Genomic DNA, 21,639 nt, shown 5'->3' with positions numbered 1-21,639 from the left:
ATTCTGCTAGTAAAATAGCTAGATCTTAGATAGTAGTGTGTGCCCAGATAATATTTTTAAGAATTGATTGGAAACATTATGAAAGAAAAAATCATCAAAACGAAAGTAGGACAACTATTTGTGTCTTATCAACCTGCGGAAAAGATTGCTGTATTTTTAAGCGGTGCAGGGAGTCTGCCAACCTATGAAAATTTTTTGCCAGTCATTCGGAAGTTACCTAAAAATTGGGGCTATTTAACAATAGATTACCCTAATGCTGGCCAAAGCCCACTGGAAAATCAAGAAAATTTTGTTTTGGACGATTTGGTTCAATCTATTTTGGAGGTTTTATCGCAGTTTAAAGTCATTCAGTATGCTATTTGTGCGCACAGTATTAGCGGCCTTGTAGCAGTTAAAATTGCTGAGTCAGAGCCGTTTTGTCAGGGACTAATCTTAATTGAGCCGACCACTTATTCTGTTCTATATGGCGAATTAGCTCAGAATCCTTATCCCAGAATCTCAGCAATAGCATCTCGAATCTCTTGTACTGTTGCGGATTTACTATGGTCACTGGTATCAAACTCGATGTATTGGCCATCAGCGTCAACAGTTCCCCCGACAGGCCCTTCGGATCCATCGACTGATGTTCCAATGGCTGGTGGCAAACTTTTATCCGCATTATCAGCATCAATAACTATGATGCGAGTATTGGACTCGAGATCATCTATCATTGGAAGAGACGATGCGGAGGTCATGTTCTGACTAGCATAGTATTCTAGAAAAGCCTTGATGGTTGGATTGTCAATTTGAGCAATTTTTTTATCAAGGGCTGAGAGATTTCTAGTTTCCCTCGTTTCATTTTCCATTGCTTGGCCTTTTTTGACCTGTGTCAAAGCAGTCAAACTGGTGGCTGTTGTGGCTAGAATAGCAGTAGAGAGCAGGAGTTTACTTAACTTTTTTCCCATAGTCGTCACCAACTTCTTTCTAGTTTTGCGTAAACACACTCGGGTGTTTATAGTGTTAAAGCTCTATATGTATAATTATACGTTAAACAGCAATTTTAATCAAATAAATATAGGCAAGGGAAATCCCTCTTATCTCCCTTGTACATTCCCCTATATCATGATAAAATACTAGGCAGAGTATAATATGTTGGAGTCGAGATGAATTATTTTAATGTTGGAAAAATCGTCAATACACAAGGTCTGCAAGGTGAGATGCGGGTTTTGTCAGTGACGGATTTTGCAGAAGAGCGTTTTAAAAAAGGTAATATCCTTGTCCTGTTTGACAAGAAGGATCAGTTTGTCATGGATGTGGAGATTGCTAGTCATCGTAAGGTCAAGAACTTTGATATTGTCAAGTTTAAGGGCATGTACCATATCAATGACATCGAAAAATTTCGTGATTTCACTCTGAAAGTCCGAGAGGAAGATTTGGCGGACTTGGAAGACGGGGAATTTTACTACCATGAAATCATCGGCCTTGAAGTCTATGAAAATGATATTCTTCTTGGTAGGATTAAGGAAATTCTGCAACCAGGAGCCAATGATGTTTGGGTTGTCAAACGTAAAGGCAAGCGTGATTTGCTTTTACCATACATTCCGCCAGTGGTACTGGGGATTGACATTGAGCAAGGTCGGGTTGATGTAGAGATACCGGAAGGACTGGACGATGAAAATTGATATTTTGACTCTCTTTCCAGAGATGTTTGCGCCCTTGGAGCACTCTATCGTTGGTAAAGCACGGGAAAAAGGCCTCTTAGAAATCAACTACCACAATTTCCGGGAGAAAGCTGAAAAATCCCGGCATGTAGACGACGAGCCTTACGGTGGAGGTCAGGGGATGTTGCTACGGGCACAGCCTATTTTTGATGCCTATGATGCCATTGAAAAGAAGCAGCCTCGTGTGATTTTACTGGATCCTGCTGGTCGGACTTTTGACCAAGCCTATGCTGAGGAACTGGCTAAGGAAGAGGAACTCATTTTCATCTGTGGTCATTACGAAGGCTATGATGAGCGGATCAAGACTTTAGTGACAGATGAAATCTCGCTTGGGGACTATGTCCTTACTGGGGGAGAGTTGGCAGCTATGACTATGATTGATGCGACCGTTCGCCTGATTCCAGAGGTTATTGGCAAGGAAGCCAGTCATACAGATGATAGTTTTTCATCTGGACTCTTGGAATATCCTCAGTACACTCGGCCCTATGACTATCGGGGTATGGTCGTTCCGGAAGTCCTCATGAGTGGCCATCATGAAAACATCCGCAAATGGCGTCTCTATGAAAGTCTGAAAAAGACCTATCTAAGACGACCTGATATGCTGGAACACTATGAAATGACGGCCGAAGAAGAAGCGATGTTAGAAGAAATTCGACAAGCTCAATCGGACTGACAAGCAAGGTTAACTCTTAGAAAGGATCTAGGAGTTTTTGCTTTATTTGATAAAGAAATGCTCATTTTTGTTGGAAAAACCAGCTTATTTTTCTAATAAAACATTTTTGTAACTAAAATGTAATAAAAAAACTATAAGTTTGCTACTAGTTAATACTAGCGTTTTGTGATAGTATATTACTATGCGGGCTGCTATACCCAGGTTAATTATAGTATGTGAGATTATAAAAAGGAGATTGATTATGGAAAAGAAAATAGGCAAGTCTGTTGTAGCGACTGGTATCGCGGCTACAACTATTATTTCTGGTGGACTGACCCATCAAGTGCACGCGGATGAGTTGGTTGAATCAACTGTAACAGCTCCAAAAGCGACTGAAGTAACTGAGAAACCAGTGACAGCAGCAGATGTAGCTGTTGCCCAAGAAAATGCTGAAGCAGCCAAAGCTAAACTTGATGAGCAAAGATCGATAGTAGATACTGCGAAAACAGAAGCTGAAGATGCAAAAACTAGCGTGAAAGTGGCTGAAGCCGCTGTTGAGACTGCTAAAGAAGTGCAGGCAGAAGCAACAGAAGAAAATGTTGCTAAGGCGGAGACGGAAGCAAAAACAGCAGAGCAAGAGGTTGGCGCAAAAGACACTGCTGTTCGAGAAGCAGCGGCTAAAGCTGCCAAGGCAGACCAAGCCGTTAAAGATCAAGCGAATACTATTAAGGCGAGCCAATCTCTGGTAGACATTGCCGAGACTGAATTGAAACAAGCTAAAACACCGCTTAACTCAGAAGAGCAAGTTGTAGCAACTGCTAAGAGCCAGCAAAGTCAAGCACAAACCGCTTTAGACAATGCAAAGACTGAGTTGACAAAGGCGGAACAAGCAGCGTCTTCTGCTCCACAAGTGCAGGCTGAAATCCAGAATAAAATCAATCAGGCAAAGGCATCTTTGAGCCAAACCAATCAAGCTATCAGCTCTCTTGAAACGCAAATTCCGGCTGCAGAGAAAGCAGCAGCAACAGCTCCTGTTGACCTTCGCAATACGACTTATTCTCAATTTTTAGAAAATGTTCGTAACAATGCGGCTAATCAAGAAATTCGTGATGCTGCTAACAATGCACTTGCTGTTTACCAACGTGGACAGAATGAATTTGGTATCTCAGTTAATTCTGACCCAACTAGTCCAGCTAATCTGGAAAATAACCTGCAAGCTTTAGAGTTGGTCAAGGCTATTAATGCTTACCGTCGTAATGCCGGCTTACAAGAGTTGTTGGTTGATCCGTATGCGAATGTGGCTAGCCAGATTCAGACTATCTACTTTGAGCGTAATAACTGGCACATGGGCAAGCTGATTGGTAACGAAAATGTAGCGATTAGTTTTGACCCACAAGGAGCTGTCAATTTCTGGCATAGTGAAAAAGAACTCTATCAACGGATTGCGGCGCAATATGGACTGCCTACTGATGAAACTCAGATTGATGCTAATGCAATCTACATGAGAGTTGGGGCTGATGTATTTGCTAAGATTGGTCACTATGTTCAGATGATGGACAATAAAGCCAATGCTATCTCGGCGGCTTATGATAAACATCCAAACCAATGGGGCATTCCTCATGGTACATCCGAGGTTGGTTTCCATCACATTAGCAACTTTGACCAGCGTGTTAATAATGGTACGTTGCTGACTGTTGCTGCTATGGAGCAGTTGTTGCGTGCTGGTGGTGGTCGTTCTGCAGGTTCTAACGCTAATGTTACAGCACTTAAGAATCAATTAGCTGAACTTAAGGCTCAAAAAGTCGGTCAGGAATCAGCTATCAATATCCTAAATGCTCAATTAGCTGATGCTCAAAAGACGGCGGCAGCTCAAATTGCAGCAGTTGAAGCAGCTCGTCAGAAGGTAGCAACTGCTGAAAATAATCTAGCTTTGACCAAGCAAAATGTTGCTCTTAAGCAGGAAGCTCTCGACAGAGCGACAGCTAAGATTGCAGCAAACCTAGCACCTTATCAGACAAACTTGAGCAATGCTCAGGCAGTTCTAGCAGCAGCTAAGGATAAGTTGGCAGAACTTCAGTCAGCTCAAGAAGCTGCGAAAGCTAGTTTGACAACTGCTCAAGAGGATTTGTTGGCTGCTCAAAAGACATTAGCAGCAGCTAAAAAGAAAGTTATAGACCTTCAAAATGCTCCTCAGTTACTTGCAGAAGCAGAGCGGGAGTTGGCAGAAGCGCAGCTTGATTATGAAGCTAAACAAGCAATCTTAGATCAAGAGACTGCAACTTTAGCTGTCCTTGAGGAATCCTACAACAGTCTTCAAGCGAATTATGAAACTCTCTTGAATATCTTGAATCAAGCATCTCTCCTATATGGAAATGCTCTGAATAGCAACTATCGCTCAGGTGAAGATAAACAGACTCTAACAGCTGTAAAAGGCGGAGCTGCTGGTCCAGGTGCAGAGGATGAATCTAAGAAAGATTCAGATGCTAAGACTGCAGAAGTTCATGCGAACACTCGTGAAGTCAAAGGAGCAACTACAGGTGCTGTTCAAGCGGCAGGTAGTGACGTATTCACTGATTTTGTTGTAAATCCTGCAGCTCAACTTGCTAGCGTGGCTACAACTGCTGATAAGGCTCCAACAGTTCCTGCTATTCTGCCAAATACTGGTTCAGAAGCAGAACGCCTTGCAATTTTTGGTATGGCACTTGGTGTAGCTGCCTTTTTGGGAACCAACAAACGCCGTCGTAGAGACGAAGATTATAATTAAAGAAATACAAAATGAGCCTGGAATAATTTCCAGACTCATTTTTTGTCCAAGTTAATAAGTAATCTCATATAAAAGTGATGAGGAGTTAAGTTCCATATTTTCTAAGAAAGATAAAAACTTCCGATTTAAATTGTCGGAAGTTTTTGATATACATAATAGATTCTATTTGACCGCTCCGCCTGTAACACCTTCTACGTAGTATTTCTGCATGAAGATGAAGAGAAGAGTAATAGGGATAGCGATGATAATCGCTCCAGATGTGAAAGGCAAGAACCATTTATTGATGGCATCTTTATTAAGCATTTGGAAAAGTCCTAAAGCGACTGTGTATTTTTCCTTGACATCGCCTAGGATGACAGAGGCAAAGATGAAGTCAACCCATGGTCCCATGAAAGCCATAAGCGCTGTATAAACGATAATTGGTTTTGACAGCGGCAATGTAATAGTCCGGAAAATTTGGAAGCGAGTCGCTCCGTCGATCATAGCGGATTCGTCCAAAGAATATGGGATTGTATCAAAGAAACCTTTAGCAATATAGAAGCCTAGAGCCGCTCCAGCTGAATAAACTAGAATCAATGAAGTCAGGGTTTGTGTCAAATTGAGTGCTTTCAAGATGTAGTAAACCGCAATCATAGACATGAAGCCCGGGAACATGTTAAGTACCAGAGCCAACTTGAGGAAACGATTTTTATGCTTGAATTTGATACGGCTGAGTGAGTAAGCCATACCCACGGTAATCAAAGTAGACAGGATACAGGTCGCTGTCGCAACAATCAGGGTATTCATAAACCACTGAACAAAAGGATATGTGTTGTTATTAAACAGTCTGATATAGTTGTCAAGAGTATAGGTCTTAGGGAAGAAGTAAGGGACCGCATTAGAACCTTCACCACGGAAGCTGGTCAGAAAAATCCAGATAATCGGTGTAAGCCAGATAAATGCTAGAACAGCCAGTAAGACATAAATCCCTAATAAACTGAGTTTTTTTCTATTTTTCATTATTTAGCAGTTCCTTCCTTGAATGATGCGGATCTAGTATAGGCTAAGAGACTGAAGGCTGCAGAGATTGCAAAGATCAGGATACCGATAACAGATGCCAGATTGTAATCCTTGGCTGAAACGGTCAGTTTATAGAGCCAGGTAACCAAGAGGTCAGTTGAGCCTGCCTGATAGTAGGAAGAGTTAGTAGGTCCACCGCCTGTCAGGAAGTAGATAACGTTGAAGTTATTGATGTTTCCTATAAACTGCTGAATGAGTGATGGCGCCATAATCAAGAGAATTTGAGGGAAAGTAATGCTCTTGAAGATTTGAAGCTTGCTAGCTCCATCAATCTCAGCAGCTTCGATTTGCTCGCTAGGTAGGTTCATGATAATCCCAGTCGCTACCAGCATGGTAAATGGAATACCAATCCACATATTGACAAGGATGATTGAGAACTTAGCCCAAACAGGGTCACTCAAGAATGGAATTGGATGCTGAATGAGATGGAGGCTTTGCAATAATCCGTTCAAAGGTCCATTGTCATTCAGGAAATTACGCATTAAGAGCAGGGATACGAATTGTGGAACTGCGATAGTAATAACGAAGAGTGTGCGCCAAACTTTCTTGTACCTGAGGCCTTTGGTATTGAGCAAGAGAGCTAAAACAATACCGAAGAAGAATGTAGTAGCTGTCGCAGCAACCGCCCAAATCAAGGTCCAGCCTAAAAGTGGGAAGAAGGTGCTAGCCATGCGACCTGAGAAAACATCACCAAAGCTAGAGAAGCCAACCCAGTCAAAAAGTGACTTAGGAGCTGGATGCTTATGGTCAAAGTTAGTAAAGGCCAAGCAGATCATATAGATCAGAGGCAGGATGGTAAAGAGCAGTACTCCAATGAGAGGAATGCTCATTAGACCCATGTGGAAGCGGCCGTCAGCAAGCGTCTTAAAGTCCTCAACGAAGTTAGGAATCTTCTGACCAGACTGCTTGAGTGCCATCAAGTGACGAGCACTTTTCAGGTTACACCAGTAGATGTAGGCGAAGACTGCACAGAAGATAAGAGAAGCAAGTCCAAAAATCAGCATCAGCATAGAGTTGTCACCCGCTACTTGAACGGTGATTTCCAAACCGTTAACTTTTTTGATAGCCTCTCCCTGCTCTTGAGTCCCCAATGTAATCATGCCACCAATAGCTGGTATGATTTGGACTGCAAAAGCAATCAGGAAAGCAATTTCTGAGAAGAGGAAGAGCAGCCCCTTGATAAATTGTTTGTTTACAAGGTTGCTCAGTCCCATTACCAGAAAAGAGAGTTTGACATCCCAAGTTCCCTCTTTAAAGACCTGAACCATGGATGCATTGTCATAAGATGACTGAGTCATAGTATTCTCCTTATATTTACAAAGAAAGAAGTGAGGAGGCTGCCCTCCTCACTTCAATGCTTATTTTTATTCGTTTGAGGATTATTTAGCTGCTGCTAAATCTTTATCAAACTGTTGTAATTTTGCGAGGTATTGATCTTCACCAAATTTACCGTTGTAAGCATCGCTGAGGATTGCAGCACTTTCAGTCCAGAAGACAGACATTTGGCTAAGTTTAGGCATAACTGTTGTGTAGGTATCAGAAGATCCCATTGTGATAACAGCTTGTGCCAAGGCATCTTTCTTAACATCTTCAGACTCTTGCACTTCTTTGTTAGCAGGGATGATGTGACGTCCTTCAAACTTGAATTGGTTTTCTTGGCTTTCTTTGCTAGTAAGCACTTGAGCCAGTTTGTAGCTTGCTGCGATACGGTCAGTGTCGCCGTTTGAAGGTGTTTGGTTAACTGCGTAAAGTTTTACACCGAGGAAGGCTTTTTGTTGAACGTCTTGTCCACCGATGTTAACAGTTGGGTAAACAGAGATACCAAGGTTGTCTTTGCCGACAGCTTTTTCAGCAGCTGCGTAGTCCCATGGACCTGATTGGAAAGCGTCAACTGAACCATCTTCAAATTTAGCAAGAAGGTTAGAAGCATCTACGTTCACAAAACCGCTGTTATTCTTTTGAGCTGCGATGAACTTCAGAACGTTGACACCGGCTTCGTTACCCCAGTTTGTTCCGTCTACTTGCTCACCATCTTTACCAAAGAGAGTGTCGCCAACAGAAAGGAAGAGTGGAGCAGTGATGTATCCATTAGCCTCTTTCAAGTTTCCACCAAATTTAGCTTTAGAAGTGATGGTTTCATAAGACTTAACATCATCAGCGGAAAGTTTTGACTTGTTATAGTAGGTTACTTGTGATTCGATACCGTATGGGAAAGCATAAGTTTTGCCTTTGTATTGAGCACCAATTGCTGCTTGTTCAGTATCGTTTTTCTTGACTTCTTCTGCCATTTTAGAAGGAACTTCTTGAATAGCTCCAGCTTCAACTAATTTACCAAGTTGGTCGTGTGGCAGAGAGAAAACATCAGCAGCAGTACTAGCATCTTTTGTCAGATTTTCCTGAGCGTTTGGATCTTCCATTTCGACTACGTCAACCTTGTAGCCTGATTCTTTCTCGAACTTGCTAACTGTATCAGAGTAAGAATCTTTAGAACCAGTTGGTACCCAAAGTTTCAAGGTCTTGCTATCGGCTTTAGAAGAAGAGTTCTCCTTGCTACTGTTCGAGCTACAAGCTGCTAACAGCGTTCCTGCAGCCAGCAAGCTGACACTGCCCAATACTACTTTTTTCCATGTTTTCATTCCTATTTCCTCCCGGAATTTTTATTTACAATCCTATTATGCAACCGTTTGCAATTTTTGTCAAGTCTTTTTTTGAAATTTTTTTAAAAATATATTAATTTTTCTAAAATTTTTCTATTTTATTTCTGTTTATTTAATCAAAGCCTATTAAAATGGCTGTGCAATCGATTGCTTGATTTTTGCTTAGAAAATGCTTTGTTATAAAGAAAATCATGTTTCTTTTGAGATTGATTTTTGATACTTGCAAGAAGATATAAAGACAAGTTAAAGTTCAGTATTACCTATGAAAAGAATCAAACTTATGATTTTCTAATAATCTAGTGTCTACCTGTTGAATGCTTCCCTTTTCTGCTATAATAGACCTATGAACAAGCTAATCCAATCAAAGCTGGAACTGTTGCCGACCAGTCCCGGCTGTTACATTCACAAAGACAAAAACGATACCATTATTTATGTTGGCAAAGCCAAGAATCTGCGCAACCGGGTTCGTTCTTATTTCCGTGGTAGTCATGATACCAAGACGGAGGCTCTTGTTTCTGAGATTGAGGATTTTGAGTTTATTGTCACCGAGTCTAACATTGAGGCTTTGCTTCTGGAAATCAATCTAATCAAGGAAAACCAGCCCAAGTACAATATCATGCTCAAGGACGATAAGTCCTATCCATTTATCAAGATTACTAACGAAACCTATCCACGCCTAATCATCACGCGCCAAGTCAAAAAGGACGGTGGACTTTATTTTGGTCCTTATCCGGATGTCGGTGCGGCCAATGAAATTAAGCGTCTTTTGGATCGACTCTTTCCTTTCCGCAAGTGTACAAATCCGCCTGAAAAGGTCTGCTTTTACTACCATCTGGGGCAGTGCAAGGCTCACACTATTTGCCAAGTAGACAGCCAGTATTTCAAAGAGCTGGCTCAGGAGGTAGCTGCCTTTCTCAAGGGACAGGATGACCAGATTATTGAGGATTTACGGGGGAAAATGGCTGGCGCAGCGCAAGCTATGGAGTTTGAAAAAGCGGCAGAGTACCGCGACTTGATTCAGTCCATTGGCACCCTGCGAACCAAGCAGCGGGTCATGGCCAAGGATTTGCAGAATCGGGATGTCTTTGGTTACTATGTAGATAAGGGCTGGATGTGCGTACAGGTCTTCTTTGTCCGCCAGGGCAAGTTAATCGAGCGCGATGTCAATCTTTTTCCTTATTACAATGATCCTGACGAAGATTTTTTGACCTATATTGGCCAGTTCTATCAGGAAAAATCCCACCTCAAGCCCAATGAAATTTTGATTCCGGCAGATATTGACGAAGAAGCTGTACGGGCCATGGTGGATACCAAGGTGCTTAAGCCTCAGCGAGGCGAAAAGAAACAGCTGGTCAATCTGGCTATCAAGAATGCTAGAGTCAGTCTCCAGCAGAAATTTGACCTCTTGGAGAAATCTATTGAAAAGACTCAAGGTGCTATTGAGAATCTAGGGCAGCTCCTTAACATTCCAACGCCTGTTCGCATTGAGTCTTTTGATAACTCCAACATCATGGGAACCAGTCCTGTATCGGCTATGGTGGTCTTTGTCAATGGTAAACCAAGTAAGAAGGACTATCGCAAGTATAAGATTAAGACTGTGGTAGGACCTGATGACTACGCCAGTATGCGTGAGGTCATTAAGCGACGCTACAGTAGGGTGATTCGTGATGGACTGACTCCGCCTGATCTGATAGTCATTGACGGAGGACAGGGCCAAGTCAATATTGCTAAAGAAGTGATTCAGGAGCAGTTGGGATTGGATATTCCCATCGCTGGACTGCAAAAAAATGATAAGCACCAGACCCATGAATTGCTCTTTGGTGACCCTCTGCAGGTTGTAGAATTATCCCGCAATTCGCAGGAATTTTTCCTACTCCAGCGTATCCAAGATGAGGTTCACCGCTTTGCTATTACCTTCCACCGTCAGCTCCGTTCGAAGAATTCCTTCTCATCGCAGCTAGATGGCATTGAAGGCTTGGGACCAAAACGCAAGCAAAATCTTATGAAACACTTCAAATCTCTAACCAAGATTAAAGAAGCCAGTGTCGACCAAATCGTCGAAGTCGGCGTTCCACGAGCAGTGGCAGAAGCAGTGCGGGAGAAGTTGAATCCGAAAACTCAGGAGCAGGAACAGGCACAGTTGCGAGAGGTGGCGGAGCCAGTTGTAGACATAGATTGAAAGATTAGTTTATCGGATTTTAGAGAGTCTTATAAAATAAACTTAAATGAAAGCTTTGCAAAAATTGGGAAAATTATAACTGTTATAATGGAGTTGTCTTTGGGAATGGATAATCATCAGTTGCAAGAAATATCTGATATTTTGTATGCTGAAAGCAATGCTAAGGCTGTATCGTATATTAATAGTCTTCAAACCGAAGACGAACTGTTTGTTTTACTTGATAATTTTAACTGGGATAATGGTTTTGAAGTACCACAAGCAGTTATTGAACATTATAAGTGTACTCTTTCAATTGCTTTATTAGCCTTTTATCGAGCAGATGGCATCAGGTATTTATTAGATGCAGAAGCAGCCTTTGTAAATTCTTCATCTAAGGAGTGGGAAGAATTTGTAAAAGATGTCTATGATAGAATTATCAGAAGGACATTTCCGGATGGTAATATCTCTTTTCGACCCGAAATAACGAGAATTCAAAAGTTCAAACTTAAAAAATTAAAACCGGCATTAAATCCAATTTTCATTGATGGAGTTTCTGGGAAAGATTTGAATATAGTAATTTAATTAAATAATTAGAATAACCATCCAGACATTGTGGATGGTTTTCGTGTTATGTCCTAAAGCCATAATAAAAGGATTGGCGAGCGCCAATCCTTTTATTATTTCAACTCAGAGGAATCTGGTAGATAAGAACCACCAAGGTAGGTATTGCTGAGTTTTTCAAGGCTTCCGTCTTGATAGAGTTCTCTTAATGCATTATCAAATTGTTCCTTGAATGCTTTTTCTTCGCTAGAAAATATAATATAGTTGTTAGGACTGTCAGTGGAAGGAAGATCAACAACAGATAGATCCAAGCCGCGTTCTTTAATAATTTTTTGAACGGAAACTTTGTCAAAGATTAGGAAATCAAAGTCACCATTAGAAAGGTCAAAGATACGTTTTCCTATATCTTCTCCTGAGTACTGGATAGTGGCTGGATTTTCAGTGTGTTTTTGATTCCAATTGTTGATGAATTGGGCGTTCGATGTTCCGATATCCTCTTGAGTTGTTTTACCAGCTATTTGCTCAAGAGAAGTTAAAGGATTCTTCTTATTACTAACGAGTACTAAAGGATTTTTTGAGATGGGGAGTGAGTAGAGGTATTTATCTGCTCTCTCTTTTGTGTAACTCAAGTTATTGGCTGCAGCTTGATAGTGACCGGAATCAAGTCCTGGGAAGATACTTTCCCAAGCAGTTCTTTGAAAGTGAATTTCGTAATCACTGAGCTTCTCATCAATTGCTTTAAGTACTTCAATATCGTAGCCAGTCAGGTTGCCGTTTTCCTCATAGGCGAATGGTGGGACATCGCCAGCTGTTGCAACAGTAATTGTTTTTGGGGACGAATTTTTTTGAGGATTGCTCTGGTGACTGCAGGCGGCTAACAGTGGAAGGATGATTAGTAACAGGACGATTTTTCTCATGTTTTACTCCATTCAAATTGGTATTATTTTATAGCTTATCAGAAACTATCTTGATTAGCCAATATATATTATTTATAGCTGCGATAAGAAACCTTAATAATGAAAAACTTCTGCAAACTCTTACAAAATATGATAAAATGAAGCTAGTATATTTAGAAAAGGATACGACTTATGAAATTTCTAGAACTCAATAAAAAGCGCCACGAAACCAAGCATTTCAATGATAAGCCTGTGGATCCAAAGGATGTTCGCACAGCGATTGAAATTGCAACTTTGGCACCCAGTGCTCACAATAGCCAGCCATGGAAGTTTGTAGTAGTACGAGAGCGCAATCAAGCCTTAGCAGAGACGGCTTTCGGAGGAAATGTGGACCAGATTAAGGAAGCACCAGTGACTATTGCCCTCTTTACGGATACAGATTTGACCAAGCGGGCTCGCAAGATTGCGCGTGTTGCTGGAGTTAAGAATTTCTCTGACGAGCAGCTCCAATTCTATATGCAGAATCTGCCAGCTGAGTTTGCTCGCTATAGTGAACAGCAAAAGAGCGATTATTTAGCTCTTAACGCTGGTCTGGTGGCTATGAATCTTGTTCTGGCTCTGACTGACCAAGGCATCGGCTCTAACATCATCTTAGGTTTCGACAAATCGAAGGTTAATGAGGTTTTGGAAATTGATGAGCGTTTTCGTCCGGAACTCTTGATTACTGTTGGTTATACTGATGAAAAACTAGAACCTAGTTATCGTTTGCCAGTTGATGAAATCATTGAGAAACGGTGATATAATTGTGCTTACGATTTAATTCGTAAGCTATAATGATTTAAATCGAATTATAGATTGAGGTAATATGTATAATGACAATTGATTTTAAAGCAGAAGTTGAAAAACGAAGAGAAGATCTCTTAGCTGACTTGTTCAGTCTTTTAGAAATCAACTCAGAGCGGGACGATTCCAAGGCAGACAAGGAGCATCCTTTTGGACCTGGACCTGTTCAAGCTCTGCATAAGTTTTTAGAAATTGCTGAACGCGATGGCTATGAAACCAAGAACGTGGACAATTATGCTGGTCACTTTACTTTTGGTGAGGGTGAGGAGGAACTTGGGATTTTTGCCCACATGGATGTAGTCCCTGCCGGGAGTGGCTGGAATACAGATCCTTACAAACCTGAAATTATTGATGGCAAACTTTATGCGCGTGGTTCATCTGATGATAAAGGTCCAACCATGGCTTGTTACTATGGTTTGAAAATCATCAAAGACTTGGGCTTGCCAGTATCTAAGCGTGTGCGCTTTGTGGTGGGGACAGACGAGGAATCCGGTTGGCAAGACATGGACTATTATTTCAAGCATGTTGGTTTGCCTGAGCCAGACTTTGGTTTCTCACCAGATGCGGAATTTCCAATCATTAACGGTGAAAAAGGGAATATCACAGAATATCTCCACTTTGGTAACAGTAATGATGGCAGCTTTAAACTCAAGAGCTTCACTGGAGGACTGCGTGAGAATATGGTGCCAGAATCAGCGACAGCCATTTTTACAGCGCCAATTGATGCAGCGGAATTGGATGTCAAATTACAAGACTTTGCTACTGCCCACAAGGTTTCAGCTAGTCTGAAAGAAAATGGCGACGCTCTTGAAGTGACAGTCATTGGGAAATCAGCTCATGGTTCTACACCAGAGGACGGTATCAACGGAGCAACCTATCTAGCTCTCTTCCTTAACCAATTTGACTTTGGTGGTGACGCCAAAGCTTATCTGGAAGTTGCAGCTCAAGTTCTGCACGAGGACTTTACAGGTGAGAAGTTAGGAATTGCTTATACAGATGCTAGAATGGGTGCTCTCAGCATGAATGCTGGTGTTTTCCATTTTGACAGTGCCAAGGCTGAGAATACCATTGCTCTGAACATCCGTTACCCGCAAGGAACTGATCCGAAAAAGATTCAGACCGGTCTTGAAAAAGTTGCTGGTGTTGTGTCAGTAAGTCTGTCTGAGCATGGGCACACTCCGCACTATGTCCCAGCAGATGATGAGTTGGTAGCAACTCTTTTGAGTGTTTATGAAAAACAAACTGGTCTCAAAGGACATGAGCAAGTCATTGGTGGTGGAACCTTTGGCCGTCTTTTGAAGCGCGGTGTGGCTTTTGGCGCCATGTTTCCAGACTATGTCAATACTATGCATCAAGCCAATGAATTTACAGATGTAGAAGACCTTTTCCGTGCTGCGGCCATTTACGCGGAGGCTATCTACGAGCTAATCAAATAAAAAAGAAGAACTCGTTTGGCCTTGCTGGATGAGTTTCTTTGCAAGGAGCTGTCATGCAAACAATAGAAGATATTGCCAAGGCCATCATGTCTGATCCGGAAAATCAAGAATTTACTGAGCAGGGAATCAAGCCACTCTTTGCGGCACCAAAGAATGCTCGGATTAACATTATTGGTCAAGCGCCGGGGCTGAAAACTCAGCAGGCAGGGCTTTACTGGAAGGACAAGAGTGGCGACCGGCTGAGAGAATGGCTGGGTGTCGATGAAGAGATTTTTTATAATTCTGGATACTTTGCAGTTTTGCCCATGGATTTTTATTTTCCGGGGCATGGGAAGTCTGGTGATTTACCACCTCGTAAGGGCTTTGCCGAAAAGTGGCATCAGCCGATTTTAGAGCTTTTGTCAGATATTGAGCTGACCATTTTGATTGGTCAGTATGCACAGAAATACTATCTGCATCAAACAGGAAATATCAAGCTGACCGAGACGGTTCAGCACTATCAAGACTACCTGCCTGACTTTTTTCCTTTGGTTCACCCATCGCCTCGCAACCAAATCTGGATGGCTAAAAATCCTTGGTTTGCAGAGCAGGTTGTGCCAGACTTGCAAGCGTTGGTGCAAAAGATTATTCATCAATAAAGGAGAAAAACTATGGATGCTTATCAACAAGTAGCTAACAAGTTGCAAGAGTTGGGGATCACCTTTGATGTGGTGGAGCACCCACCTGCATTTACGACAGAGCAGGCAGATGGCTATATTGAAGGCATGGAAGGTGTTCGGACTAAGTCTATGTTTTTGACCAACAGGAAGAAAACCCAGTATTACCTGCTGATTATGGATGATAAGAAGAGTTTGGACATGGATTTGTTTAAAGAGCTGGTTTCAGCCAACCGTATTCGCATGGCCTCAGCGGATTCCCTCTATGAAAAAATGCAGTTGCCAGCAGGAACGGTTTCACCTTTTGGTTTGTTAAATAATGAAGAAAAAGATATTCAAGTTTATTTTGATAAGGACATCGTATCAGAGGATATCATGACTTTTCATCCTAATACCAATGAAAAGACTATCTTTATCTCTACAAGAGATTTGTTTAAATTCTTGCAAGATTTAGGTTATTCTTACCAAGTTCTTGAGCTTTAACTAACTGTTTTGCTGTGATAGAGGAGTACTATCCAGTTTCTCTATCAGGTGGTCAAACCTAGCGGATTGCTATCACTCGTTTGCTAGCGTCTTTGTACCTCTATCTTGATCTTGGATGAAGGACATATCCAGCAACGTGCTTCCCTCAGGAGATTCTCAAACAGCCGGCTGATGGATTTTGTAAAAGCATTATTAGAACTTGCAGGAGCAGCTGACTGACTTTTTGATAAGTCTAAGCTTAGAATGCTAAACTTTGTAGAAAGCGAGGTGATTCTATGGAAACGATGAAAGCTATAGTCATTTACGAAGCAGGTGGTCCAGAAAAGCTTCTGCTGGAAGAAAGACCGATTCCACAACTTCAAGAAGGCTGGACCTTGGTCAAGGTCAGAGGGTTTGGGATTAACCGATCGGAGATTTTTACTCGTGAGGGTTTATCGCCTAGTGTCGCCTTTCCTCGGATTTTAGGTATTGAGTGTGTTGGCCAAGTGACCAAGACGACTCGAGAAGATTTAGAGGTCGATCAAAAAGTGGTTTCCATCATGGGAGAAATGGGGCGAGCTTTTGATGGTTCTTATGCTGAGTATGTCCTCCTGCCGAACGATCAAATTTATACAGTCGAGACCAACCTGACCTGGACAGAGCTGGCAGCAGTGCCAGAGACCTATTATACTGCCCTAGGTTCTATGAAAAATCTGCGCATTGAGCCCAATGACAAGATTTTGGTTCGGGCTGCCACTAGCGGTGTCGGTTTGGCCTTTGCTCGTCTGGTCAAGGCACAGTTTCCAGACACACATATCGTGGGCTCGGTCAATAGCGGTTCCAAACAGTTTCTACTCAAGCACCAAGCCTACGACGATATCATCATAGACCAGGATGGCCGACTGGAAACAGAGGAGAAGTTTGATAAAATCCTTGAGTTGGTCGGTCCTGCAACTGTCAAGGATTCTTTTGACCATATCGCAGAGGGCGGGATTATCTGTGTGACTGGCCTCTTGGGTGGCCAGTGGGAGTTGAATGGTTTCAACCCAATTGAGGAAATTAGAAATAACAGTTTTCTGACAAGTTTTCACTCTGCTCATGTGAGTCAAGACTTGATGAATGAATTATTTGACTATATTGACCGGTACCAGGTCAATGTTACACCAAGGCGTGTCTTTTCCCTAGAGCAAGTGCCCAAAGCTCATGCTTTTATAGAGGGGACGGCAGGTTTTGGAAAAATTGTGATTATGAATGAATAGGAGAAAAAGAATGCAAAAAATTAGTGCGAAAGATTTATATGACAAATTGCAGGCAGAAGAACTGCGCTTGATTGACGTTCGCGAGGTGGATGAATTTACTGCTGGACATATCTCTGGGGCTCAGAATCTGCCTCTCAGCACCTTGCCTGAAAATTATGGAAAACTAGATAAACAAATCCCCTACCATATCATCTGTCAAAAAGGCGGACGCTCAGCGCGTGCCTGCGAATTTTTGGAAGCTAAGGGTTACCAAGTAACTAATGTCGAAGGAGGAGTGGAAGCTTTTCCTGCTAAATTGACGATATGACAAGCGATTAAGAAGAGCAAATGCCGGAATAGATTGAATTTCCGGCCCTTTTTTTGTATACTATAGTAGTATAATAATTTATAGATAGGAGATATTTTATGTCAAAACAAGATTGGCTTGAATATTTTGAGGCCGTTAATGGACGCTCGGCTACAGAGGAGGAAATTGCCCAAGCATTGGCTGCCGGGGAATTTGTTGAAGCTGAACAGGTAAGTGCGGAGCAAGCCTCTAGTGAAGCTAGTCCGGCTTCATCAAGCTTTGAACAGCCGCAAAACTTCCAACAGCCTTTTGCTCAGCAGGCTTCTCAACAATATCAAGAAGTTCCTCAGCAACAAGCAAATCCAAATCAATTTGCAAATCAGGGACAAGCTTATCAGCAACAAGGATTTCAGCAAGCAAGTCCCTTTGCTGGACAGCCTCAGTCTTCTGGTCCGCAAGCTTATCAGAACAATCAGCAGCAAGGACAGTTCAATTCACAAATACCTCAACAAGGACCACAGGCTTATTACAGTCAGCAACCTCCTCAACCCAGCGAGTTTTCTAAAACAATGAAAGGTTTCTGGGCTTGGCTCGTTTCAGCTTGGAAATCACCGACATCTGAAGTTGAGAGCAGTAAGGTGAATGGTTACCTTTCTCTAGGTTTGACAGCGTTCTTTTTTGCTATTGTTGCAAACTACAATATTTTCAGTACCATTGGTATCATGAGTTTTGGTATGTATAATGGACCGACTTTTAATTTCAAAGTCTTCTTTGTTTCTCTGATAGCAGCGGCTCTCTTCCTTTTCTCTATTATATTAGGTGGTTTTGTTGTGAAGCGTTTGGTCTACCAAGATAGAAGTTTTACCTTTAATAAGGCTTTTGATTGGTATGGTCGACTTTATGCCGTTGTTCTTCCATTTATTGCTGCTTCAGCTCTGTTTGCTCTGTTGGGTGTTATTCATTTATCTCTGTTCTTCACATGGATTGGACTCTTGTTGATTGGAGTTGGAGCTACCTTTGCTTTGATTTATTCCAAGACAAACAACTCTATGGATCCTTTTTATAAATATCTATTGGCCATTATTATCAATGGTGTGATTACAATTATCTTCTCTTTCATCGCTTTTTCTCTACTAGCTAGTATCATAATGATGTAATAATTGGAGGAGATTTATGGCAACAAAAGAAAAATGGGTTGATCTCTTTGAAAAAGTAATTGGTCGAAAACCAACTGCAAGTGAGTTCCAAGCCGGCAAACAATCTAACTTTGATCCAAAAAAGATTAAGGAGATTGCAGGCGAAGCAGGGGAAGCAACCACAGATACTTCATCAGTAGAAAATACTACTGATGAAGCTTCTGATAATCAAGATATTGTTCAGGAGACAACTTCTGAAGATTCTGTCACAGAAGAATCGGTTCAACCATCTTCCCAAGATGAGAAGCAAGGCGCATTTGAATCTACCCAATATGAAGAGCTTCGTAAGAATTGGCTGCAAGCTTTTGAAAATAATATTGGTCGAAAACCTACCAAAGAAGAATTTGCAGAAGCTAAGAGTCAAGGATTCTCTAACTTGCCTATTCGGTCTGAATTGCTCGACTCGCAATTACCACAGAAACCGGTAAAAAAGGCTAAAAAGAGAATATCAAAGAAGCAAGCAATCTTGATTGGGGCTCCAACCGTTTTAGTTGCCGCTTTGATTGGAGCATTCTTCTATTTAAATTCTATAACTGGAGTTAAAGTGGTCACAGACCATTTTGCAAAAGCCGTCTCTAGTAAAGACTTTGATGAAGTGGCAAGTCTTCTTTCTACTCAATCCGATAAGTGGACGCGTGCTGAAGCAAGAGCTTTAGTTGAGCACCTAGAGAGCCAGGAAATTAATCTCGAAACTGAGCTAGATAATATTGTTGAGTCAAATGGCAAATCTGCTTATATTGATGACAACAATAATAAGATTTTAGGTGTTACTGAAAAGAGTAAGAAATTTGGTATTTTCCAGGAATATCAAATGGTTTCCTATCCAGTCAAAGTTAAAGTCAATACAAATTTGGATAATGCTACCATTAAACCTGGTGAGAAAAAAACTATTACTCTTAAGAAAAATACAGACACTGAATTGGGTGAATATCACTTCATCAAACAAGACTTTACACTCAAAGGTAAGACGGATGTTGGAGATGTAGAAAGTAAGGTTCAGCTTGATTTAGCTACGGCTAAAGATAATGAAATCAAACTGGATCTCAAATCTGAAAAGAAACAGCTAAAAATTACGATGCCTTCTGAAACTTCAAAAGCAACAGATATTAAAATCGTTGTTAATGGTAAAGAAAGTGGTAGCAGTTTGACCCCTGAGTTGCAGCTTGTTCCTTATCAAGAGCTTGAAATTTATGCCAAGTTTACTATCTCTGATACTACCTTTACTACCAATAAAGAGACAGTGATTGTGGAAGATGATACTACTAATGTGAAATTATCGCTTCCTAAGGAAGTAGTTTCTAAGATTAGAGAAAAGAACGAAGAAGCGAAAAAGGTTGAGGCTCAAAAAGCAAAAGTCTCTACTTTCCTTAATGACTACCGCAGTGCTGTTTTCAGCTCAGTTTCTAACAGAAGCAACAACTATTCTCAATACTACGATACCTCTAGTGCAGTATATCGAGAAATGGTTGAGTGGACCACTGGTGGTGGTGTTAAGAAAGCGAAAATTAACTATTATGAGCCAGGAGCTTTGGATATCCGCGAAATCAAGGAAGAAAATGGTTCCTATATCGTGACAACATATGAGGACTATACAGTCCACTATGTCGATAACACTCCAAATAGTGTAAATCGTAAAAATAAGACTTATTACTTGAAACCTAGTGGGGATTCTTTTGTAATCTATAATCTTGAAGTTTCAGAAGGTTGATATTATGACAATGAAATACAGTAAACTAATTCTTCTTGCAGCATCTGTTCTTGTTCTAGGCGCGTGTTCGTCTGGTAAAGACACTACTGGAGATAGCTCTGATAAACAAGCGGCTAGCTCAACTAGTACAGTTAAGAAACAAGATGCTGAAAAAGACAAAAATTCTAGCCAAGATACGACAAGATCTTCAGACAGCCCTGATACTAAAAAGGAGCAAAATCACGAGGCCAAAACTCTTGATCAAAATGTTTCTTATAACGGTAGCTACTACAGTGTCAAAGGGAAATATGATGAGATTCTTGTTGTCAACAAACACTACCCTTTGTCTCCTTCCTATAACCCAGGTGAGGATGCGACTGCTAAAGCAGAATTGCTCAAACTGATTGCAGACATGCAGGCACAAGGCTATGCAATTAGCGACCAATATAGTGGTTTCCGTAGCTATGATACTCAGACAGAACTCTATCAAAATTATGTCAATCAGGATGGTAAGGCAGCTGCAGACCGCTATTCAGCTCGACCAGGCTACAGCGAGCACCAGACTGGTTTGGCATTTGACTTGATTGACAAGAATGGTAATCTCGTACAAGAAGCTGGAGCAAGTCAGTGGCTTCTAGATAACGCCTATAAATACGGTTTTATCGTTCGCTATCTAGAGGGCAAGGAAGGTTCAACTGGCTATATGCCTGAAAGTTGGCATCTGCGTTATATTGGTCAAGAAGCTAAGGAAATTGCTCAATCAGGCAAATCTTTAGAAGAATATTTCGGCATTACTGGTGGAGGCTATGAAGATCAGTAGTCACATCATCCATTAGAAGGAGGAAGAAAATGAAATTTTTTGTTACCAATCCCAATAATGATTTTGCAGAAACACCTGTGCAAGAAGAAGGCAGAATCATCCATCATCTGCATCTTGCTAAAGGAAAAGAAGTACCAGAGCACAGTGCTGATGCACTAGTAACAGTTGTTTGTTTGTCGGGAGATGTAAGCTTTTCTGCTGGCGAACAAACCGTTCGGTTAGTGGCAGGTTCCTTTTTGACGATGGAGCCCAATGAGCCACACAGCTTGGTCGGGGAGGAAGATAGCCACCTCTTAGTTATCAAACAACTGTTACTAGTGCATCAGCACTGTGCTCTGGTACTTCTTTTCCTTTAGCAAGATGCAGATGATGGATGATTCTGCCTTCTTCTTGCACAGGTGTTTCTGCAAAATCATTATTGGGATTGGTAACAAAAAATTTCATTTTCTTCCTCCTTCTAATGGATGATGTGACTACTGATCTTCATAGCCTCCACCAGTAATGCCGAAATATTCTTCTAAAGATTTGCCTGATTGAGCAATTTCCT

20 protein-coding genes and 2 pseudogenes are annotated in these 21,639 nt (G+C 41.4%); 16 read left to right on the top strand and 6 right to left on the bottom strand.

The window, feature by feature from the left end; all coding sequences use genetic code 11:
• Nucleotides 1–78: 78 nt before the first annotated feature.
• Nucleotides 79–519: pseudogene (locus K4H96_RS07675) on the top strand (alpha/beta fold hydrolase); the annotation flags it as partial.
• Here the strand turns inward: K4H96_RS07675 and K4H96_RS07670 are convergent.
• Nucleotides 486–944: a hypothetical protein gene (locus K4H96_RS07670; protein ID WP_223336947.1), complete on the bottom strand. Its 459-nt coding sequence runs from the start codon at nt 942–944 to the stop codon at nt 486–488. The pseudogene K4H96_RS07675 and the gene K4H96_RS07670 overlap by 34 nt on opposite strands.
• 198 nt (nt 945–1,142) lie before the next feature.
• Here K4H96_RS07670 and rimM point away from each other — a divergent pair, with 198 nt between their 5' ends.
• From rimM to K4H96_RS07655, 3 genes are all read left to right on the top strand, one after another.
• On the top strand, nt 1,143–1,661 hold the full coding sequence (gene rimM, locus K4H96_RS07665; protein ID WP_223336946.1) for a ribosome maturation factor RimM: 519 nt from the start codon (nt 1,143–1,145) through the stop codon (nt 1,659–1,661).
• Nucleotides 1,651–2,373, top strand: coding sequence for a tRNA (guanosine(37)-N1)-methyltransferase TrmD (gene trmD / locus K4H96_RS07660; protein ID WP_223336945.1), 723 nt, complete (start codon nt 1,651–1,653; stop codon nt 2,371–2,373). The genes rimM and trmD overlap by 11 nt, the downstream gene beginning before the upstream one ends.
• Nucleotides 2,374–2,554: 181 nt before the next feature.
• A complete protein-coding gene (locus K4H96_RS07655; protein ID WP_223336944.1) occupies nt 2,555–5,116 on the top strand; it encodes a CAP domain-containing protein in 2,562 nt (853 codons plus the stop codon).
• 162 nt (nt 5,117–5,278) lie between these two features.
• Here K4H96_RS07655 and K4H96_RS07650 read toward each other — a convergent pair whose 3' ends face one another.
• From K4H96_RS07650 to K4H96_RS07640, 3 genes are all read right to left on the bottom strand, one after another.
• The gene (locus tag K4H96_RS07650) at nt 5,279–6,115 is read right to left on the bottom strand and encodes a sugar ABC transporter permease (protein WP_002895328.1); all 837 of its coding nucleotides are present in this window, start codon (nt 6,113–6,115) and stop codon (nt 5,279–5,281) included.
• Nucleotides 6,115–7,473 carry a carbohydrate ABC transporter permease gene (locus K4H96_RS07645; protein WP_125338513.1) on the bottom strand — a complete coding sequence of 453 codons (1,359 nt, stop codon included), beginning with the start codon at nt 7,471–7,473 and terminating at the stop codon, nt 6,115–6,117. The genes K4H96_RS07650 and K4H96_RS07645 overlap by 1 nt, the downstream gene beginning before the upstream one ends.
• 81 nt (nt 7,474–7,554) lie before the next feature.
• Nucleotides 7,555–8,811 (bottom strand): extracellular solute-binding protein, encoded by a 1,257-nt coding sequence (locus K4H96_RS07640; RefSeq protein WP_002915028.1) that lies wholly within the window; start codon nt 8,809–8,811, stop codon nt 7,555–7,557.
• A gap of 364 nt (nt 8,812–9,175) precedes the next feature.
• Here K4H96_RS07640 and uvrC point away from each other — a divergent pair, with 364 nt between their 5' ends.
• Together uvrC and K4H96_RS07630 are read left to right on the top strand one after the other, a co-directional pair.
• On the top strand, nt 9,176–11,011 hold the full coding sequence (gene uvrC / locus K4H96_RS07635) for an excinuclease ABC subunit UvrC (RefSeq protein WP_223336943.1): 1,836 nt from the start codon (nt 9,176–9,178) through the stop codon (nt 11,009–11,011).
• A gap of 87 nt (nt 11,012–11,098) precedes the next feature.
• The gene (locus tag K4H96_RS07630) at nt 11,099–11,572 is read left to right on the top strand and encodes a DUF4274 domain-containing protein (RefSeq protein ID WP_223336942.1); all 474 of its coding nucleotides are present in this window, start codon (nt 11,099–11,101) and stop codon (nt 11,570–11,572) included.
• Between the two features lie 95 nt (nt 11,573–11,667).
• On the opposite strand, the gene K4H96_RS07625 is transcribed toward K4H96_RS07630, so the two are convergent.
• Nucleotides 11,668–12,468, bottom strand: coding sequence for an amino acid ABC transporter substrate-binding protein (locus K4H96_RS07625; protein WP_002924502.1), 801 nt, complete (start codon nt 12,466–12,468; stop codon nt 11,668–11,670).
• Nucleotides 12,469–12,639: 171 nt separating this feature from the next.
• Here K4H96_RS07625 and K4H96_RS07620 point away from each other — a divergent pair, with 171 nt between their 5' ends.
• From K4H96_RS07620 to K4H96_RS07575, 10 genes are all read left to right on the top strand, one after another.
• Nucleotides 12,640–13,245: a nitroreductase family protein gene (locus K4H96_RS07620; RefSeq protein ID WP_223336941.1), complete on the top strand. Its 606-nt coding sequence runs from the start codon at nt 12,640–12,642 to the stop codon at nt 13,243–13,245.
• Nucleotides 13,246–13,319: 74 nt separating this feature from the next.
• Nucleotides 13,320–14,726 carry a dipeptidase PepV gene (gene pepV, locus K4H96_RS07615; protein ID WP_223336940.1) on the top strand — a complete coding sequence of 469 codons (1,407 nt, stop codon included), beginning with the start codon at nt 13,320–13,322 and terminating at the stop codon, nt 14,724–14,726.
• Between the two features lie 53 nt (nt 14,727–14,779).
• Nucleotides 14,780–15,364 carry a uracil-DNA glycosylase family protein gene (locus K4H96_RS07610; RefSeq protein WP_223336939.1) on the top strand — a complete coding sequence of 195 codons (585 nt, stop codon included), beginning with the start codon at nt 14,780–14,782 and terminating at the stop codon, nt 15,362–15,364.
• Between the two features lie 12 nt (nt 15,365–15,376).
• On the top strand, nt 15,377–15,865 hold the full coding sequence (locus tag K4H96_RS07605) for a prolyl-tRNA synthetase associated domain-containing protein (RefSeq protein ID WP_223336938.1): 489 nt from the start codon (nt 15,377–15,379) through the stop codon (nt 15,863–15,865).
• 275 nt (nt 15,866–16,140) lie between these two features.
• Nucleotides 16,141–17,103, top strand: coding sequence for a zinc-binding alcohol dehydrogenase family protein (locus K4H96_RS07600; RefSeq protein WP_223336937.1), 963 nt, complete (start codon nt 16,141–16,143; stop codon nt 17,101–17,103).
• Nucleotides 17,096–17,410 (top strand): rhodanese-like domain-containing protein, encoded by a 315-nt coding sequence (locus K4H96_RS07595; RefSeq protein ID WP_002921046.1) that lies wholly within the window; start codon nt 17,096–17,098, stop codon nt 17,408–17,410. The genes K4H96_RS07600 and K4H96_RS07595 overlap by 8 nt, the downstream gene beginning before the upstream one ends.
• A gap of 98 nt (nt 17,411–17,508) precedes the next feature.
• A complete protein-coding gene (locus K4H96_RS07590) occupies nt 17,509–18,546 on the top strand; it encodes a DUF6574 domain-containing protein (protein WP_223336936.1) in 1,038 nt (345 codons plus the stop codon).
• 16 nt (nt 18,547–18,562) lie between these two features.
• On the top strand, nt 18,563–20,293 hold the full coding sequence (locus K4H96_RS07585; RefSeq protein ID WP_223336935.1) for a TcaA second domain-containing protein: 1,731 nt from the start codon (nt 18,563–18,565) through the stop codon (nt 20,291–20,293).
• Nucleotides 20,294–20,297: 4 nt separating this feature from the next.
• Nucleotides 20,298–21,092, top strand: a complete 795-nt coding sequence (gene ldcB / locus K4H96_RS07580) for an LD-carboxypeptidase LdcB/DacB (RefSeq protein WP_404969019.1) — start codon at nt 20,298–20,300, stop codon at nt 21,090–21,092.
• A 29-nt stretch (nt 21,093–21,121) separates the two neighbouring features.
• A complete protein-coding gene (locus K4H96_RS07575) occupies nt 21,122–21,448 on the top strand; it encodes a cupin domain-containing protein (RefSeq protein ID WP_227956450.1) in 327 nt (108 codons plus the stop codon).
• Here K4H96_RS07575 and K4H96_RS07570 read toward each other — a convergent pair.
• Nucleotides 21,396–21,536 (bottom strand): annotated as a pseudogene (locus K4H96_RS07570) (cupin); the annotation flags it as partial. The gene K4H96_RS07575 and the pseudogene K4H96_RS07570 sit on opposite strands and share 53 nt — an antisense overlap.
• Nucleotides 21,537–21,639 lie beyond the last annotated feature (103 nt).

Source organism: Streptococcus sanguinis (assembly GCF_020729765.1).
GTDB classification, from domain to species: Bacteria; Bacillota; Bacilli; order Lactobacillales; family Streptococcaceae; genus Streptococcus; species Streptococcus sanguinis_Q.
Note: the sequence above shows the minus strand (reverse complement) of the source record. Positions and strands in the feature narration are given on the sequence as shown.

Bases quoted from the DNA above. Each gene is read 5' to 3' on its own strand.
- K4H96_RS07645 (WP_125338513.1), bottom strand. From the start codon at position 7,473: ATGACTCAGTCATCTTATGACAATGCATCCATGGTTCAGGTCTTTAAA.
- K4H96_RS07595 (WP_002921046.1), top strand. From the start codon at position 17,096: ATGAATAGGAGAAAAAGAATGCAAAAAATTAGTGCGAAAGATTTATAT.
- K4H96_RS07630 (WP_223336942.1), top strand. From the start codon at position 11,099: ATGGAGTTGTCTTTGGGAATGGATAATCATCAGTTGCAAGAAATATCT.
- K4H96_RS07610 (WP_223336939.1), top strand. From the start codon at position 14,780: ATGCAAACAATAGAAGATATTGCCAAGGCCATCATGTCTGATCCGGAA.
- K4H96_RS07640 (WP_002915028.1), bottom strand. From the start codon at position 8,811: ATGAAAACATGGAAAAAAGTAGTATTGGGCAGTGTCAGCTTGCTGGCT.
- K4H96_RS07590 (WP_223336936.1), top strand. From the start codon at position 17,509: ATGTCAAAACAAGATTGGCTTGAATATTTTGAGGCCGTTAATGGACGC.
- ldcB (WP_404969019.1), top strand. From the start codon at position 20,298: ATGACAATGAAATACAGTAAACTAATTCTTCTTGCAGCATCTGTTCTT.
- trmD (WP_223336945.1), top strand. From the start codon at position 1,651: ATGAAAATTGATATTTTGACTCTCTTTCCAGAGATGTTTGCGCCCTTG.
- K4H96_RS07620 (WP_223336941.1), top strand. From the start codon at position 12,640: ATGAAATTTCTAGAACTCAATAAAAAGCGCCACGAAACCAAGCATTTC.
- K4H96_RS07585 (WP_223336935.1), top strand. From the start codon at position 18,563: ATGGCAACAAAAGAAAAATGGGTTGATCTCTTTGAAAAAGTAATTGGT.
- K4H96_RS07655 (WP_223336944.1), top strand. From the start codon at position 2,555: ATGCGGGCTGCTATACCCAGGTTAATTATAGTATGTGAGATTATAAAA.
- uvrC (WP_223336943.1), top strand. From the start codon at position 9,176: ATGAACAAGCTAATCCAATCAAAGCTGGAACTGTTGCCGACCAGTCCC.
- K4H96_RS07670 (WP_223336947.1), bottom strand. From the start codon at position 944: ATGGGAAAAAAGTTAAGTAAACTCCTGCTCTCTACTGCTATTCTAGCC.
- rimM (WP_223336946.1), top strand. From the start codon at position 1,143: ATGAATTATTTTAATGTTGGAAAAATCGTCAATACACAAGGTCTGCAA.
- K4H96_RS07605 (WP_223336938.1), top strand. From the start codon at position 15,377: ATGGATGCTTATCAACAAGTAGCTAACAAGTTGCAAGAGTTGGGGATC.
- K4H96_RS07575 (WP_227956450.1), top strand. From the start codon at position 21,122: ATGAAATTTTTTGTTACCAATCCCAATAATGATTTTGCAGAAACACCT.
- K4H96_RS07600 (WP_223336937.1), top strand. From the start codon at position 16,141: ATGGAAACGATGAAAGCTATAGTCATTTACGAAGCAGGTGGTCCAGAA.
- K4H96_RS07625 (WP_002924502.1), bottom strand. From the start codon at position 12,468: ATGAGAAAAATCGTCCTGTTACTAATCATCCTTCCACTGTTAGCCGCC.
- pepV (WP_223336940.1), top strand. From the start codon at position 13,320: ATGACAATTGATTTTAAAGCAGAAGTTGAAAAACGAAGAGAAGATCTC.
- K4H96_RS07650 (WP_002895328.1), bottom strand. From the start codon at position 6,115: ATGAAAAATAGAAAAAAACTCAGTTTATTAGGGATTTATGTCTTACTG.